The organism is Microbacterium sp. Nx66 (genome assembly GCF_904066215.1).
Lineage (GTDB): Bacteria > Actinomycetota > Actinomycetes > Actinomycetales > Microbacteriaceae > Microbacterium > Microbacterium meiriae.
This window is the reverse complement of sequence record NZ_LR880474.1, coordinates 467463-482132: the sequence shown is the minus strand read 5'-3', so window position 1 is coordinate 482132 and position 14670 is coordinate 467463. Positions and strand designations below refer to the sequence as shown.

12 protein-coding genes are annotated in these 14670 nt (G+C 71.3%); 2 read left to right on the top strand and 10 right to left on the bottom strand.

The features are described 5' to 3' along the window. Positions 1 to 69 precede the first annotated feature (69 nt). The 4 genes from MICNX66_RS02155 to recQ form a co-directional block, all read right to left on the bottom strand. Positions 70 to 639: a DNA-3-methyladenine glycosylase I gene (locus MICNX66_RS02155; protein WP_187663144.1), complete on the bottom strand. Its 570-nt coding sequence runs from the start codon at positions 637 to 639 to the stop codon at positions 70 to 72. A 411-nt stretch (positions 640 to 1050) separates the two neighbouring features. Next, the gene (locus MICNX66_RS02150) at positions 1051 to 2097 is read right to left on the bottom strand and encodes an NAD(P)-dependent alcohol dehydrogenase (RefSeq protein ID WP_187663143.1); all 1047 of its coding nucleotides are present in this window, start codon (positions 2095 to 2097) and stop codon (positions 1051 to 1053) included. 100 nt (positions 2098 to 2197) lie between these two features. Beyond that, the gene (locus tag MICNX66_RS02145) at positions 2198 to 4261 is read right to left on the bottom strand and encodes an acyl-CoA dehydrogenase family protein (protein WP_187663142.1); all 2064 of its coding nucleotides are present in this window, start codon (positions 4259 to 4261) and stop codon (positions 2198 to 2200) included. A 226-nt stretch (positions 4262 to 4487) separates the two neighbouring features. Continuing rightward, a complete protein-coding gene (gene recQ, locus MICNX66_RS02140) occupies positions 4488 to 6515 on the bottom strand; it encodes a DNA helicase RecQ (RefSeq protein WP_187663141.1) in 2028 nt (675 codons plus the stop codon). Between the two features lie 105 nt (positions 6516 to 6620). Here recQ and MICNX66_RS02135 point away from each other — a divergent pair, with 105 nt between their 5' ends. Together MICNX66_RS02135 and MICNX66_RS02130 are read left to right on the top strand one after the other, a co-directional pair. Beyond that, positions 6621 to 6989 (top strand): GNAT family N-acetyltransferase, encoded by a 369-nt coding sequence (locus tag MICNX66_RS02135; protein WP_187663140.1) that lies wholly within the window; start codon positions 6621 to 6623, stop codon positions 6987 to 6989. Then, the gene (locus tag MICNX66_RS02130) at positions 6986 to 7903 is read left to right on the top strand and encodes a pirin family protein (protein ID WP_187663139.1); all 918 of its coding nucleotides are present in this window, start codon (positions 6986 to 6988) and stop codon (positions 7901 to 7903) included. Before MICNX66_RS02135 ends, MICNX66_RS02130 begins: the two co-directional genes overlap by 4 nt. Before the next feature lie 226 nt (positions 7904 to 8129). Here MICNX66_RS02130 and MICNX66_RS02125 read toward each other — a convergent pair whose 3' ends face one another. From MICNX66_RS02125 to MICNX66_RS02100, 6 genes are all read right to left on the bottom strand, one after another. After that, positions 8130 to 9587 carry a sodium/solute symporter gene (locus tag MICNX66_RS02125; protein WP_187663138.1) on the bottom strand — a complete coding sequence of 486 codons (1458 nt, stop codon included), beginning with the start codon at positions 9585 to 9587 and terminating at the stop codon, positions 8130 to 8132. After that, positions 9584 to 9958: a heavy metal transporter gene (locus MICNX66_RS02120; protein ID WP_105949188.1), complete on the bottom strand. Its 375-nt coding sequence runs from the start codon at positions 9956 to 9958 to the stop codon at positions 9584 to 9586. Before MICNX66_RS02120 ends, MICNX66_RS02125 begins: the two co-directional genes overlap by 4 nt. Then, complete coding sequence (locus MICNX66_RS02115; protein ID WP_187663137.1) at positions 9955 to 10674, bottom strand: LytR/AlgR family response regulator transcription factor; 720 nt, start codon at positions 10672 to 10674, stop codon at positions 9955 to 9957. The genes MICNX66_RS02120 and MICNX66_RS02115 overlap by 4 nt, the downstream gene beginning before the upstream one ends. 8 nt (positions 10675 to 10682) lie before the next feature. After that, complete coding sequence (locus tag MICNX66_RS02110; RefSeq protein ID WP_187663136.1) at positions 10683 to 11864, bottom strand: sensor histidine kinase; 1182 nt, start codon at positions 11862 to 11864, stop codon at positions 10683 to 10685. Positions 11865 to 11974: 110 nt separating this feature from the next. After that, a complete protein-coding gene (locus tag MICNX66_RS02105; protein WP_232089162.1) occupies positions 11975 to 12208 on the bottom strand; it encodes a YbdD/YjiX family protein in 234 nt (77 codons plus the stop codon). Positions 12209 to 12221: 13 nt separating this feature from the next. Beyond that, positions 12222 to 14507: a carbon starvation CstA family protein gene (locus tag MICNX66_RS02100; RefSeq protein WP_187663134.1), complete on the bottom strand. Its 2286-nt coding sequence runs from the start codon at positions 14505 to 14507 to the stop codon at positions 12222 to 12224. Positions 14508 to 14670: the final 163 nt, after the last annotated feature.

The window sequence follows — 14670 nt, the reverse complement described above, 5'->3', positions numbered from 1 at the left end:
GGAGATCCCCCGATGTGCCGAGTATATCGGGCGAGGGACCGTGGCCCTGCTCTCTTTCCCGACGGGACGTCAGGCCTTCCAGCACCCCTCGATGTGGTCGTCCACCATGCCCGCCGACTGCATGAGCGCGTACATCGTCGTCGGGCCGACGAAGCGGAACCCGCGCCGGCGCAGCTCCGTGCTCAGTGCGGTCGACTCCGGTGTGACCGCGGGGACCTCGGAGAACGACCGGGGCCGCGTTCGGGTCGCCGGCGGGGCGAACGACCACATCAGCGCATCGAGCTCGCCGTCGGCCATCGACTGCACGATCCGGGCGTTGCCGATCGTCGCGAGGATCTTGGCACGATTGCGGATGATGCCGGTGTCGGCCATCAGCCGTTCCACGTCGGCGTCGTCGAACGCCGCCACCGCCTCCGGCACGAAGCCCGCGAACACCTCCCGGAACCGCGGACGCTTGCGGAGGATCGTGATCCACGACAGTCCCGCCTGGAAACCCTCCAGCGCCATCTTCTCGAACAGCGCCCGGTCCCCGTGCAGCGGCGTTCCCCACTCCTCGTCGTGGTACCGGCGGTATTCTGCGTCGTCGCCGACCCACGCGCAGCGCGCACGGGAGTCCGGCCCCAGGAGGAGGGAGGTCATCCCCTCACCGTATCCGCCCCCACCGACGCCCTCCCGGCCCCGCGTCCCCTCGTGCGAGTTCAATTCCGCCCCTCCCCTCGCCTCCCCAGGCCCGTTCCCCATCCCGCCACGACGCCCTCCTCCAACGCGGGATCGAAAAGGCCCTCCCGGAACAACCCCGCGGCACCTTTCCCATCCCGCACCGAGCGCGGAGGCAGTTCTCCGCAGGGGGCGCGCGGGACCCTCACGAGAGCAGCGCGGGATCAGAACTGTACCTGCGCGGTCCTCATCCGGAGACTTTTCCGTCCCGCCCCAGGGACTCGACGGTCGCGGGACGGAAATCGCTCCTCAGGCAGGGGCCGGAGCCCCGCTTTTGATCCCGTACTGCAGCGGACGGAGACCGTCAGCGGACGGACCCGGGACCGGGCGGGGTCAGTCGGCGAAGGTGGTGGCGTCGATGACGAAGCGGTAGCGGACGTCGGACGCGAGGACCCGCTCGTACGCCTCATTGATCGCCGACGCGGGAATGACCTCGATCTGCGCGGTGATGCCGTGCTCCGCGCAGAAGTCGAGCATCTCCTGGGTCTCCCTGATGCCGCCGATGTTCGAGCCGGCGATGGAGCGTCGTCCGGCGATCAGCGACCCCGCGTTCAGGGCGAGGGCCTCCGCCGGAGCACCCACGCACACGATGGTGCCGTCCACGTCGAGCAGCCCGAGGTAGGAGCGGAGGTCGATGACGGCGCTCACGGTGTTGAGGATCACGTCGAAGGAGCCGCGCAGGTCACGGAAGGTCTCCCGGTCGCTCGTCGCGAAGTAGCGGTCGGCGCCGAGGCGGAGGCCGTCGTCCTGCTTCGAGAGCGTCTGCGACAGCACGGTCACCTCCGCGCCGAGGGCGTGTGCGATCTGAACCCCCATGTGACCGAGGCCGCCGAGTCCGACCACCGCGACGCGCGTGCCGGGGCCGACCTTCCAATGCCGCAGCGGCGAGTACGTGGTGATGCCCGCGCACAGCAGCGGAGCCGCCGCGTCCAGGGGCAGGGCGTCCGGGATGCGCAGCACGAAGTCCTCGGTGACGACGACCTGCTGCGAGTAGCCGCCCTGGGTGATCGTCCCGTCGCGGTCGACCGCCCCGTAGGTGCCGACGGCGCCCTGCGTGCAGAACTGCTCGTCGCCGCGGAGGCAGTACACGCACTCCCGGCACGAGTTCACGAGGCAGCCGACGCCGACGCGGTCGCCGAGCGCGTGCTTCGTGACCTCGGCGCCCACTGCGGCGACCGTTCCGGTGATCTCGTGTCCCGGGGCGAGCGGGTACTGCTGCGGACCCCAGTCGCCGCGCACGGTGTGGATGTCGGAGTGGCAGATGCCGGCGAAGGCGATGTCGATGAGGATGTCGTGCGGGCCGAGCTCTCGACGCTCGATGACGGTCTTCTCGAGCGGGGCGGCTTCGGCGGGGGCGGCGTAGGCGGTGACGGTCGACATGATGCTCCTCGGGTCGGTACTCGCCGAGACTATCCGCCTCCGTCGATGAATCCGCTGTCCGGAGGGCCCGGGCCGTGTGGGGACGGCCCGGGCCGATCACTCAGCGCTTCTGCCGCTTGAGCGTCTTCTCCAGGACGGGCGCCTGACCGGTGGCCTCGAGGTCGGCGTAGTACGCACGGGCCTCGTCCTGCCGCTGCTTCTCCGCACCGCTCGCGATGGGAGCCCGCACGTGCTCGGGCTCGTATCCGAACGCGTCGACGAGGTCGAGCGCGTACGGACGCAGTCGCGCGCACAGCCGATCGATGTAGCTCGACACCGCCGCGGCCCGCTGGGTGGACAGCCGTCCGTGGATGAGGTGCCAGGCGAGGTGCTTCTCGATGAGCTGCAGTCCGAAGAGGTCGCGCAGCCAGGTCATGACCTTCTTCGTCTCGGCGTCGTCCATCGCGTGGACGGCGTCGGTGAAGGCCTCCCACTGCAGGAGCTCGGCGTGCGCCCTGGCCGCCTCGATGAGCTCGGCCTGGTTCTCGTTGAACAGCCGCGCCCCGAGCACCTTGTCCTTGCCGGCGGCGCGCAGCCGGGTCGCGATGTCGGCGACCATCTGCTGCACGCGGCCCGCGAGGAGGTCGTGCTGCTGCTCCTCGCGCAGGCCGCGCTCCACCGACCGGGCGACCTGACCGAAGTCGGTCACCGCCTGGCCGAGCTGACGGAGACCGGCGCCGTGGAACACCTTGCCGGCGGTCATCCCCACGGCGTAGCGCGCGAGCGCCGCGGCGTCCTTGCCCTGGAACTGCTTCGCATAGTCGGTCAGCAGCCGCTTGCCCACGAGCTGGAGCAGGACGTTGTTGTCGCCCTCGAACGTGACGTAGATGTCGAGGTCGGCACGGAGCCCGACGAGCCGGTTCTCGAACATGAAGCCGGCGCCGCCGCACGCCTCGCGGGCCTCCTGCAGGGTGTCGAGCGCGTGCCAGGTCGACAGCGGCTTGAGCGCCGCCGCGAGCGTCTCCAGGTCCTCCCGGTCGTCCGGGGTGTCGGTGCGACCGGAGAACACGCCGTCGAACTTCTGCAGGAACTCGTCGTGCGCGAAGATCTGCGCGTACGTGGTGGCCAGGCGCGGAAGCAGACGGCGCTGGTGCTTGCCGTAGTCCATAAGCACGACCTCCTGCCCGTCCGCACCGTCGAACTGGCGACGCTGCGTGGCGTAGGTGATCGCGATGTGCAGACCGAGCGCGGAGGCCCAGGAGGCGGCGCCGTCGAGCGAGACGCGTCCCTGCACGAGGGTGCCGAGCATCGTGAAGAAGCGGCGGCCGGGGCTGTCGATCGCGCTGGAGTAGGTGCCGTCCGCGGCGACGTCGCCGTAGCGGTTGAGCAGGTTCGTGCGCGGGATGCGCACCTGGTCGAAGGAGAGACGGCCGTTGTCGATGCCATTGAGTCCGCCCTTGAGGCCGTCGTCCTCGCGGCCGATGCCGGGGAGGTCGACGCCGTCCTCGCCGCGCAGCGGCACGTAGAAGCAGTGCACGCCGTGGTTGACGCCGTTCGTGATGAGCTGGGCGAAGACCGTCGCGGCGATGCCGTGCAGGGCGGCGTTGCCGAGGTACTCCTTCGTCGCGCCGCGGAACGGCGTGTGGATGACGAACTCCTCCGTCTCCGGGTCGTACGTCGCGGTCGTGCCGACGGCGGCGACGTCGGAGCCGTGCCCGATCTCGGTCATCGCGAACGCACCGGGGATCGACAGGTCCATGACGCCGGGGAGCCAGGTGTCGTGGTGCTCCTTCGTGCCGAGCTGCAGGATCGCGGAGCCGAAGAGGCCCCACTGCACGCCCGACTTGATCTGCAGGCTCGGGTCGGCGGCCACGAGCTCCTCGAATCCGGCGATGTTGCCGCCGTTGTTCTCCTCGCCGCCGAAGCGCTTCGGGAACGCGCGGTGCACGGCCTTGTTGTCGACGAGGAGGTGGAGCTGGCTGAGCACCCGCTCGCGGTGGTCGTCCTTGCCGAGCTCGTCCTTCCGCCAGAATGCGGAATCCTTGATCATCTCGCGGGCCTGGCGGCGCACGTCGCCCCAGGTGCCCATCAGGGCGTCGTTCAGGCGGGCGACATCGATCCGCGGGGCGGTCGCGCTCTCGCGCGGGTCAGGTGTCGTCGAAGGGCGGACGGCGGCGTCGACCATGAGCGTTCCTCTCGGAGAGACGAAGGTGGATGCCTCTCATGGTAGGTGTGCGACAAAACGACACGAAGTCCCCTGTCCGCATCCTCCAACCCCCCGCCGCCCCGTCCGCGCCCGTCGTTGTCGGCTCGCGACAGGTTCGGCCCGTCGACCCACCCCCTTCCATGCGCCCCGGCCCCGTGCGGGCGTCCGCGAAGGGGTGGCTCGACCGGAAGGGGGTGGGTCGACGTCAGGAGCCGGCGATGACGGCGAGCACGCCGTCGCCGTAGGCCTCGCGCTTCTTCGCACCGATGCCGGTGATGCCGTCGAGGTCGGCGTGCGACGTGGGCCGATGCTCCGCGAGAGCACGCAGCGTGGCATCACCGAAGACGATGTACGCCGGGACGCCCTGTTCCCTCGCGGTCTCGGCCCGCCAGGCCCGCAGCGCCTCGAACAGCTCCCGGTCTCCGGCGTCGAGGGCGTCGGCGGCACTCGCCTTCCGGGCGCGGGACGGCGAGGACGGGCGTCCGATCGTGTCTTTCCGGAGCGGCACCGCGGTCTCGCCGCGCAGCACCCCGGCCGCCGCCTCCCCCGGCGCGAGCGTGCCGTAGTCGCCCTGCGCGACGAGGATGCCCCGGGCGAGGAGCTGGCGCACCACGCTCCGCCAGTCCTGGTCGGAGAGGTCGGCGCCGATGCCGTAGGTCGCGAGGGCGTCGTGCCGCTGCTGGCGGATGCGCTCGGTCGAGGCACCGCGGAGGATGTCGATGAGGTGGCCCGCGCCGAAGGCCTGATTCCGCTCGCGCTTGAGGCGCACGATCGTGGACAGCAGCTTCTGCGCGGGGACGAGCCCGTCGAAGGTCGCCGTGTCGTCGAGGCACGTGTCGCAGTTGCCGCAGGGCTGCGAGTCCTGACCGAAGTACCCGAGGAGGTTCTGTCGGCGGCACTCCACCGTCTCGCACAGGGCCAGCATCGCGTCGAGGTGCTGCCCCATGCGCATCTTGAACGTGCGGTCTCCGGGACTCTGATCGATCAGACGGCGCTGCTGAACGACGTCGCCGAGCCCGTACGCCATCCACGCCACGGACGGCTCGCCGTCGCGGCCGGCGCGGCCGGTCTCCTGGTAGTACCCCTCGACCGATTTCGGCAGATCGATGTGGGCGACGAAGCGCACGTCGGGCTTGTCGATGCCCATGCCGAACGCGATCGTCGCCACCATCACCACGCCGTCTTCGCGGAGGAAGCGCGACTGGTTCGCCGCCCGCACCTCGGCGGGCAGGCCCGCGTGGTACGGCAACGCGTCGAGACCCTGCGCGGCGAGATAGGTCGCCGTCTGCTCGACGGACTTCCGGCTGAGGGCGTAGACGATGCCCGCCGCGCCCTCCGGCTGCGACCGGATGAACTGCACGAGCTGCTTGCGCGGGTCGACCTTCGGGACGATCCGGTACTGGATGTTGGGGCGGTCGAAGCTCGCGACGAAGTGCTTCGCCGCGTCGAGGTGCAGACGCTCGGTGAGCTCCTTGTGCGTGGCCCGCGTCGCGGTCGCGGTCAGGGCCATGCGCGGGACGCCGGGGAACCGCTCGCCCAGGTCGCCGAGCGCGAGGTAGTCGGGCCGGAAGTCGTGACCCCACTGCGACACGCAGTGGGCCTCGTCGATGGCGATGACACTGAGCGTGCCGCGCTGCAGGAGGGAGGTGGTCTGCGCGCCCGACAGTCGCTCCGGGGCGACGTAGAGGAGGTCGAGCTCTCCGGCGACGTAGGCGCGCTCGACCTCGCGGCGCTCCTCGATCGACTGGGTGGAGTTGAGGTACGCGGCCTTCACGCCGTTGGCGCGCAGCGCATCGACCTGGTCGTGCATGAGCGCGATGAGCGGGCTGATGACCAGTCCGGTGCCCTCGCGGACGAGTGCCGGCACCTGGTACGTGATGCTCTTGCCGCCGCCGGTAGGCATCAGGACGACGGCGTCGCCGCCGCCGATGACCTGCTCGACGATGGCCGCCTGGTCGCCGCGGAAGTCGTCGTAGCCGAACACGGTGTGCAGTGCCTCGCGGGCCGTCGCATACCGGCTGGGCGTGGCACGGCGGACAGCCGGCGCGGTGGTCACCGCGGTCGTCGGGCCCGGACCCCAGTCGAGGGGCGGCTCGAAGCCCGCGCCCTGCGGCTCCCAGTCCATCGGCTCCGGCGGCTCGGTCGGCTCCCACCCGTCGTCCCAGGGCTGGTCGGATGCCGCGTCCGGCTCGGGGATCCATCCGTCGTACGGATCACGGGGAGTCTGCGGCATCCCTCCAGCGTAATCACCCCGACGGACAGCGGCACGGCGACGTCCACAGGCCCGCACCCCCGATCCCGGGCGTAGGTTGGTTCCAGACGCCGGAAGGAGCATCCGATGACCGACATCACCGTGACCCGCAACGACGAGGCCTCCCGCTACGAGATCCGTTCCGATGACGTGCTGGCCGGGTTCGCCGAGTTCGACATCCGCCCCGGCGCGATCCGGTTCCTGCACACCGAGATCGACCCCGCTTTCCAGGGCCAGGGCCTGGCCGGGAAGCTCGCCGCGGCGGCACTGGCCGACGTGGCGTCGACGGGCGACGCGATCGTGCCGCTCTGCCCGTACATCGCGAAGTACCTCCAGACGCACGAGGTGCCCGGCGCCGAGATCCGCTGGCCGCAGCGCCCGGGCTCGACGGCGGACGCCCCGGTGCAGGAGGAGTCGACCGGCGCGGACGAGGACCCCACGGGCAGGGCGGAATGATCGGGCAGCGCCGGATCGTCCTCGAGCCGCGGGCGGTCCCGCTCGGCGGCGTGCGCGGCATGGAGGTGCTGCGGGTGCTGCCGCATCGCAACCTCCCCACCATCGGCGCGTGGTGCTTCCTCGACCGGTTCGGCCCGGCCGAGACCCGGATGCGTGTCGAGCCGCACCCGCACATCGGTCTGCAGACGGTGACCTGGCCGCTCGTCGGCGAGATCCGGCACCGCGATTCGCTGGGCAGCGACGCCGACCTCCGACGCGGACAGCTCAACCTCATGACCGCCGGCAACGGCATCTCGCATTCGGAGTACTCCGTCGGCGACGGCCCCGTCCCGCTCGACGCGCTGCAGTTCTGGGTCGTTCTCCCGGAGTCCGCGCGCCACGGCGACGGCGGCTTCGAGCGGCACACCGATCTGCCGACGACGACGCTGCCGTCCGCGACCGGATCGGACGCCACGGCCACGGTCGTGCTCGGCGAGTTCGCGGGCGTGCACTCGCCGGCGACCGTGCACACACCGATCGTCGGGGCGGAGATCGTCGTGCCGGCCGGAACCACCGTGCGCCTGCCGCTGCGGCCGGAGTGGGAGCACGCGCTGCTCCTCGTCGAGGGCGACGCCGCCGTCCCGGAGCACGCGATGACCCGCAACGACATGCTCTATCTCGGTGATTCCCGCGACGGCGTCGAGGTGACCAGCAGTGAGGGCGGCTTGCTGTTCCTCCTCGGGGGTGAGCCGTTCGAGGACGAGATCGTCATGTGGTGGAACTTCGCCGGGCGCTCCCACGACGAGATCGTCGCCGCCCGCGAGGCCTGGGAGGCCGCGTCCCCCCGGTTCGGCGTCGTCGAGGGGCATGACCAGCGCATCCCCGCGCCGCCGCTCCCTCCGGTGCGCCTGATGCCGCGCAGCCGCACCCTCTGACCCCCTCCCGCTGAGGCACTCCCGCTGATTCAGGCACTCCCGCCAACACAGGCACTCTTGACTCTCCCTGCCTGCTCTCACGCCAGTGCCTGCCCCCGCGCGGGAGCCTCCTGACCCGACCACACCGACCCTCCCCGCTCTTCAGGCACTCGCGCGGGCTCAGGCTCGATTGGCTTTCACCTGCCTGAACCCGCGTGATCGCCTGTTCCGGGACGCAGAAGGAGGGTCAGGCGCGGTCGGGGGTGTGCACGCGCGCGAGGAAGCGGTCCGTGCGGGGTGAGGGTCCGCGAGGGTCGAGCAGCGACACGGCGACCGTGACCCCGGTCGCCAGCGGGATCGTCCAGGCGGCGGGCTGCGCGAGGTAGGGCGCCGCGACGCCGACCCCGTCCACGGCGGCGTGCACGAGCAGGGCGAGCCCGGTCGCGAGACCGCCGCACACCATGCCCGCGACCGCCCCACGCGCGGTGAGGCCCCGCCACCACACGCCCAGCAGCACCACGGGTGAGAGCGTCGACGCCGCCACGACGAACACCACCCCCACGCTCGACACGAGCCCCGCGGGGACCGTGAGCAGCGCGACCCCCAGCGGCACGAGCGCGCACACCACCGCGGACAGCCGGAAGGAGCGCACGGAGCCGGAGAAGACGTCCTGGCTGATGACCCCCGCGAGCGAGACCACGAGTCCGGCCGAGGTCGCCAGGAACGCGGCGAAGGCCCCGGCGACGATGAGCGCCGTCAGCAGCTCGCCGGCCGGCCCGGGGAACACCCGCGACGGGAGCTGCAGCACCACGGTGTCGGCGATCCCGGGCCGCGCGAGGTCGGGGGCCGCGATCCGCGCCAGGAGCCCCATCGCGCTCGACACGGCGTAGAACGCGCTCACCATGGCGATGACGATCACGGTCGTCCGCCGCGCGGAGGCCCCCGTCGGGCTCGTGTAGAACCGCACCAGGACGTGCGGCAGACCCATCGTGCCGAGGAGCAGGGCGAGCAGCAGCGACGCGGTCTCGTAGGCGTCGAAGCCCGACGGCCCGGCCTCCGCGGGGAAGACGAGCGCGGGATCGAAATCGTGCGGGCCGCCGCTCAGCGCGAACGCGATGCACACCACCGGCACGAGGAGCGCCGTGAGCTTGAGCCAGTACTGGAATGCCTGCACGAAGGTGATCGCGCGCATCCCGCCCGCGGCGACCGCCGCCGCCACGAGCACCGCGATCGTCACGGCTCCGACCCACTCCGGCAACCCGGCGACCACGACGAGCGTGATGCCCGCGCCGTGCAGCTGCGGCACGATGTAGAGCCAGCCGATGATGAGCACCGCGAGGCTGGTGACCCGGCGCGCGGTCGTCGAGTCGAGCCGGGCCTCGACGAAGTCCGGGATCGTGTACGCCCCGCTGCGGCGCAGGGGCGCGGCGACGAAGACGAGCACGAGCAGATACCCCGCGGCGTATCCGATGGGGAACCAGAACCCGCGGGCGCCGTCCAGCAGCACCAGCCCGGAGAGGCCGAGGAAGGTGCCAGCGGAGAGGTACTCGCCGCTGATGGCCGAGGCGTTCCAGACCGGGCGCACCGTGCGCGACGCCACGAAGAAGTCGCTCGTCGTGCGAGACACCCGCAGCCCGTAGACGCCGATGAGGAGGGTGGCGATGACGACCAGGGCGACGCCGACGAGGTCGAGCACGGCGTTCATTCGCGGTCCCGCAGAGCGCGGTACCGCCGCTCGTTGCGGACCGCCGTGCGCACGTACAGCACCGCGAAGACGAGGATCACGGGGTAGAACGCGAAGGCCTGGAGAAGCCATGACAGCGGCAGCCCGCCGAGGACGACGGCGTCGATTTCGGGGATGAGCGCGATCCCGAGCGCCAGAGCGACGACGACAACCACGAAGCCGGCGACGGTGCCCAGGGCGAGCCGGAGCTGGCTGCGCATCAGGGCGCGCGCGTAGACGGCATCGGCCTCCGCGACCGGGGCTCCGGGCAGCGCGATCCCCCGCGTGGCGGCGGAGGAGCGGCGCGGCGGGGTGTCCGCGGTGACCCGCACCCGCTTCGGCGCCTCGGTCATGCCGTCCCCTCGCCCCGCACGAGCGCCTCCCGCACCGCGGGGACGAGCCTCCTGCTCACCGGCAACACGGCCGCGCCGACGACGACCGTGGGCTCCCCGCCCGACAGCCGCGCCTCGGTCACCGCGGCGATCCGGACGAGCGTGGAACGGTGGATGCGGAGGAACCCCACGGGCGCCCATCGGGTCTCGAGCTCGGAGAGGGGGACGCGCACGAGGTGGCCGGGGCCGTCGTCCTCGGTGTGCAGGCGCGCGTAGTCGCCCTGCGCCTGCACCCAGCGCACGTCGCTGCGCCGCACGAACCGCACCGCCGCGCCCACCGTCACCGGCAGCACCTCGTCCTCGCCGCGCGGCGTGGCTTCCTGCGCGACCACCCTGTCCACGGCACTCCGCAGCCGTTCCCGCCGGACGGGCTTGAGGAGGTAGTCCGCGGCGCGCAGCTCGAATGCCTCGACCGCGCGGGCCTCGTCGGCGGTGACGAACACGACCGCCGGCGGCTCCGCGAGACCGAGGAGCGCGCGGGCGAGCTCCGTGCCGAGAAGGCCCGGCATGTGGATGTCGAGGAAGGCGATCCGCACCGCACGCGCGGAGAGCTGACGCAGCGCGTCGGCGCCGTTGCCCGCGGTGAGGATCTCGCCGATGCGCGGGTCGGCGCGCAGCAGATGCACGAGCTCGTCGAGGGCCGGCTGCTCGTCGTCGGCGACGAGGACGTCGATCATGCCGCTCCTCAGTCGTCATCCGGGTCGTGGAGGGGCTGCGATTTCGGGACTCGCATGCGCACCAGGGTACCCGCGCCGGCGTTGGTCTCCACGACCAGCCCTCCCCCGCTTCCATAGACCTGACGGAGCCGGGTGTCGACGTTCCGCAGACCCACGTGACTGCCCTCCTCCCGCGCGGTCAGCAGCGCGCGCAGGCCGTCAGGGTCCATGCCCACGCCGTCGTCCTCGACGAGGATCTCGGTGTGCGTGCCGTCATCTCGGGAGGTGATGCGGATCTCGCCGCCGCCCTCCCCCGGCTCCAGGCCATGCCGCACGGCGTTCTCGACGAGCGGCTGCACCGAGAGGAACGGGATGACCGTCGCGAGCGTCTCCGGTGCGATCTGCAGCGTCACCCGCAGGCGGTCGCCGAATCGCGCGCGCTCCAGTTCGAGGTACGAGTGGATGCTGCCCAGCTCCTCCGCGAGCGTGGTGAACTCCCCCTGGCGACGGAAGGAGTATCGGGTGAAATCGGCGAACTCGAGCACGAGGTCGCGGGCCCGGTCCGGGTCGGTCGTGATGAACGACGCGATCGCGGTGAGGGCGTTGTAGATGAAGTGCGGGGAGATCTGCGCGCGCAGAGCCCGGAGCTCCGCCTCGGCGAGCTGGGTGCGCGAGGCCTCGAGTCCGCCGAGCGCGACCTGCGCCGCGCACCAGTCGGCGACCTCCTCCGCCGCCCGCACGAGCGCAGCGCGCACCGGGGACGCGAAGGCGACGACCACCCCGACCGGCACCCCGTCGACGAGGATGGGCGCGCCGACCGCCTCCAGGTCGTCCGTCCGCGACGGGGCGGGGAACACCTGCCGTCGCCCGGACGCGCGCACCTGGGCGGCGATGCGCACGGCGGCGGATTCGAGCCCGTCCGCGGCGCCGTCGAGCGTGACCGTGTCGTCGTCGCCGACGATGGCGACCGCAGCGCTGCCCAGCAGGGCCCGCAGGTGCCGGGCGGCCTTGACCGCATCCGGCCCGGTCAGTCCGCCGCGGAGATGCGGGGCGGCGAGGCTCGCCTGATGCAGCGCACGCAGCGCCCCCTGCTCCGCCTCGCTGCCGAGGTCGGCGGACCCGCGGGCGAACCGGCGGGCGAGCAGCAGCAGCGCCGTGAGGGCGATGCCGCCGAGCGCGCCGAGGACCGCGGCGAGGACGACGTCGTTCATGCGCTCAGCCTAGGGACGTGCGGGCGGGCTCAGCGACCCGCGCTTCGACAGGCTCAGCGACCCACCTTGGGTCCCTGAGCCTGTCGAAGGTCCCTGAGCCTGTCGAAGGGTCAGCAGCAGCGGGCACCGGGATTGCGGTCCTGGTCGTCCATGCGCTGACGCCAGAACTGCCGCTCCGTCAGCGGCTCCTCGCCCGGATGATGCCGACGGTGATGGGCGACGTACGTGGCGTACGCGGTGTCGCCCATCAGCGTCGTCATGTACCAGCGGATGCCGCGGCCGACCCGGCCGAGGGCGCTCCACAGCGCCCGCAGCGGGGAGGTCGCGGCATCCGTCCGATCCATCGCGTGAGTCATCTCAGTGCCGTGCCGCCGCGCGCTCTTCGGCGAGGATCGGCTCCCACTGCTTCTCCAGCTCGCGCTCCTCCGCGTCGGGGAGGAACCCGGCCGGGGCGAAGCGGCGCGACGGCACGGGCGGGTCCTCGGTGTTCTCGCCGCCGCCGTTGCGGATCGCCTTCGCAGTCGCGATGACGGCCATGACGATGACGATGATCGCGAGCACCACGAAGATGATCGACAGCGTGCCCTGCACCGCGGTGTTGCGGATGACGGCCTGCAGCACCTCCGGTGCGCCGAGCGTGGTGTCACCGGAGTTCAGCGCCTCCAGGTAGCGGAAGTGGTTCGCCCAGTACCCGATCGCCGGCACCGGCGAGAAGATCTTGTAGAGCGAGGCCGTGATGGTGACGACCGCGGTGAAAGCGAGCGGCAGCGCGATGATCCACAGCCACCGGAAGTAGCTGCGTCCGCGCTTGGCGACGATGGCCAGCACCACGGCGAGCGCGATCGCCGCGAGCAGCTGGTTCGCGATGCCGAACAGCGGGAAGAAGGTGTTGATGCCGCCGAGCGGGTCGGTGACGCCGAGGATGAGGATCGCTCCCCAGCCGGCGACCATGATCGCGGTGCAGATCCACACCCCGGGACGCCAGGAGACGTCGCGGAACTTCGGGAACCAGGCGCCGATCGAGTCCTGCAGCATGAAGCGCGCGACTCGGGTTCCGGCGTCCACCGCTGTGAGGATGAACAGCGCCTCGAACATGATCGCGAAGTGGTACCAGAACGCCATGAGCGCCTGCCCGCCGAGGGCCTGCTGCATGATGTGGGCGAGGCCGAGCGCGAGCGTCGGAGCGCCACCGGTGCGCGAGACGATCGATTCCTCGCCGACCGCCGCAGCCGTGCCCGTGAGCATGTCGGGAGTGAGGTTCACCCCGGTCAACCCGAGCGAGTTCACGAAGGCGACCGCTCCCTCCACGGTGCCCCCGGTCGCGGCGGCGGGGGCATTCATCGCGAAGTAGATGCCCTGGTCGATCGAGATCGCGGCGACGAGGGCCATGATCGCGACGAACGACTCCATGAGCATGCCGCCGTAGCCGATGAACCGGGTCTGCCGCTCCTTCTCCACGAGCTTCGGTGTGGTGCCCGACGCGATCAGCGCGTGGAATCCGGACAACGCGCCGCACGCGATCGTCACGAACAGGAAGGGGAAGAGCGGACCCGCGAACACCGGTCCCATGCCGTTCTCGCCGAAGATGCTGACCGCGGGGACCGAGATCTCCGGCCGCACGAGGATGATCGCGCCGGCGAGCATGACGATGACGCCGATCTTCATGAACGTGGAGAGGTAATCGCGGGGCGCGAGCAGCAGCCAGACCGGCAGCACCGCGGCGATGAACCCGTAGATGATGATGCCCCACGCGATCGTGGTGCGGTCGAGGTGGAAGATCGCCTGGCCCCACTCGGTGCCGGCGACCCAGCCGCCGCCGATGATCGCGGCCATCAGCAGCACGAAGCCGATGATCGAGACCTCGGTCACCTTGCCGGGACGCAGGTAGCGCAGGTACACGCCCATGAAGAGGGCGATCGGGATGGTCATCGCGACGGAGAAGACGCCCCACGGGCTCTCGCCGAGCGCATTGACGACGACGAGCGCGAGGATCGCCACGATGATGAGCATGATGAGCAGCGAGGCGATGATCGCCGCGGTGCCGCCGATCTTGCCGAGCTCCTGCCGCGCCATCTGGCCGATGGTCCGGCCGCCGCGACGCATCGAGAAGAAGAGCACCGTGTAGTCCTGCACGGCTCCCGCGAGCACGACGCCCACGATGATCCAGATGGTGCCGGGGAGGTAGCCCATCTGCGCCGCGAGCACGGGGCCGACGAGCGGGCCGGCGCCGGCGATGGCGGCGAAGTGGTGGCCGTAGAGCACCCGGCGGTCGGTGGGGACGTAGTCCTTGCCGTCCTGCTTCACCTCGGCGGGCGTGGCCCGGCGGTCGTCGGGGCGGGTGATGTACCGCTCGATGACCTTCGAGTAGAAGCGGTAGCCGATCAGGTAGGTGCAGACGGCGGCGAACACGAACCAGATCGCGTTCACGGTCTCGCCGCGCACGATGGCGAGCATCACCCAGGCGACGCCGCCGAGGAGGGCGATGGCCGTCCACAGCAGGATCTTCGGCAGGGTCCAGCGGCGGCTCTTGGCCTCGTGCTCCGCGGAGAGGGCGACGGGTGGGAGGTTCGGGTCGGTCTCGATGACGGGGTCGTCGTCGACGAGCCCGGCGCCGTCGCGGCGGCGCGACGAAGGTGCGGTCATGGGGTTCTCCTCTGGGGGCGCATCATTGCGTCTCCCCACGGTAGGGAGTGCGTCCCGCCGTCGCACCCGGATCCGGGCACGCTGCGACGAGCGGCGGCGGCCATGCGACGAACGGATGCCCGGCAGTCCCCGCCCCGACCGGATGCACGACCCGGAGACGACG

Bases quoted from the DNA above. Each gene is read 5' to 3' on its own strand.
- MICNX66_RS02155 (WP_187663144.1), bottom strand. From the start codon at position 639: ATGACCTCCCTCCTCCTGGGGCCGGACTCCCGTGCGCGCTGCGCGTGG.
- MICNX66_RS02150 (WP_187663143.1), bottom strand. From the start codon at position 2,097: ATGTCGACCGTCACCGCCTACGCCGCCCCCGCCGAAGCCGCCCCGCTC.
- MICNX66_RS02145 (WP_187663142.1), bottom strand. From the start codon at position 4,261: ATGGTCGACGCCGCCGTCCGCCCTTCGACGACACCTGACCCGCGCGAG.
- recQ (WP_187663141.1), bottom strand. From the start codon at position 6,515: ATGCCGCAGACTCCCCGTGATCCGTACGACGGATGGATCCCCGAGCCG.
- MICNX66_RS02135 (WP_187663140.1), top strand. From the start codon at position 6,621: ATGACCGACATCACCGTGACCCGCAACGACGAGGCCTCCCGCTACGAG.
- MICNX66_RS02130 (WP_187663139.1), top strand. From the start codon at position 6,986: ATGATCGGGCAGCGCCGGATCGTCCTCGAGCCGCGGGCGGTCCCGCTC.
- MICNX66_RS02125 (WP_187663138.1), bottom strand. From the start codon at position 9,587: ATGAACGCCGTGCTCGACCTCGTCGGCGTCGCCCTGGTCGTCATCGCC.
- MICNX66_RS02120 (WP_105949188.1), bottom strand. From the start codon at position 9,958: ATGACCGAGGCGCCGAAGCGGGTGCGGGTCACCGCGGACACCCCGCCG.
- MICNX66_RS02115 (WP_187663137.1), bottom strand. From the start codon at position 10,674: ATGATCGACGTCCTCGTCGCCGACGACGAGCAGCCGGCCCTCGACGAG.
- MICNX66_RS02110 (WP_187663136.1), bottom strand. From the start codon at position 11,864: ATGAACGACGTCGTCCTCGCCGCGGTCCTCGGCGCGCTCGGCGGCATC.
- MICNX66_RS02105 (WP_232089162.1), bottom strand. From the start codon at position 12,208: ATGGATCGGACGGATGCCGCGACCTCCCCGCTGCGGGCGCTGTGGAGC.
- MICNX66_RS02100 (WP_187663134.1), bottom strand. From the start codon at position 14,507: ATGACCGCACCTTCGTCGCGCCGCCGCGACGGCGCCGGGCTCGTCGAC.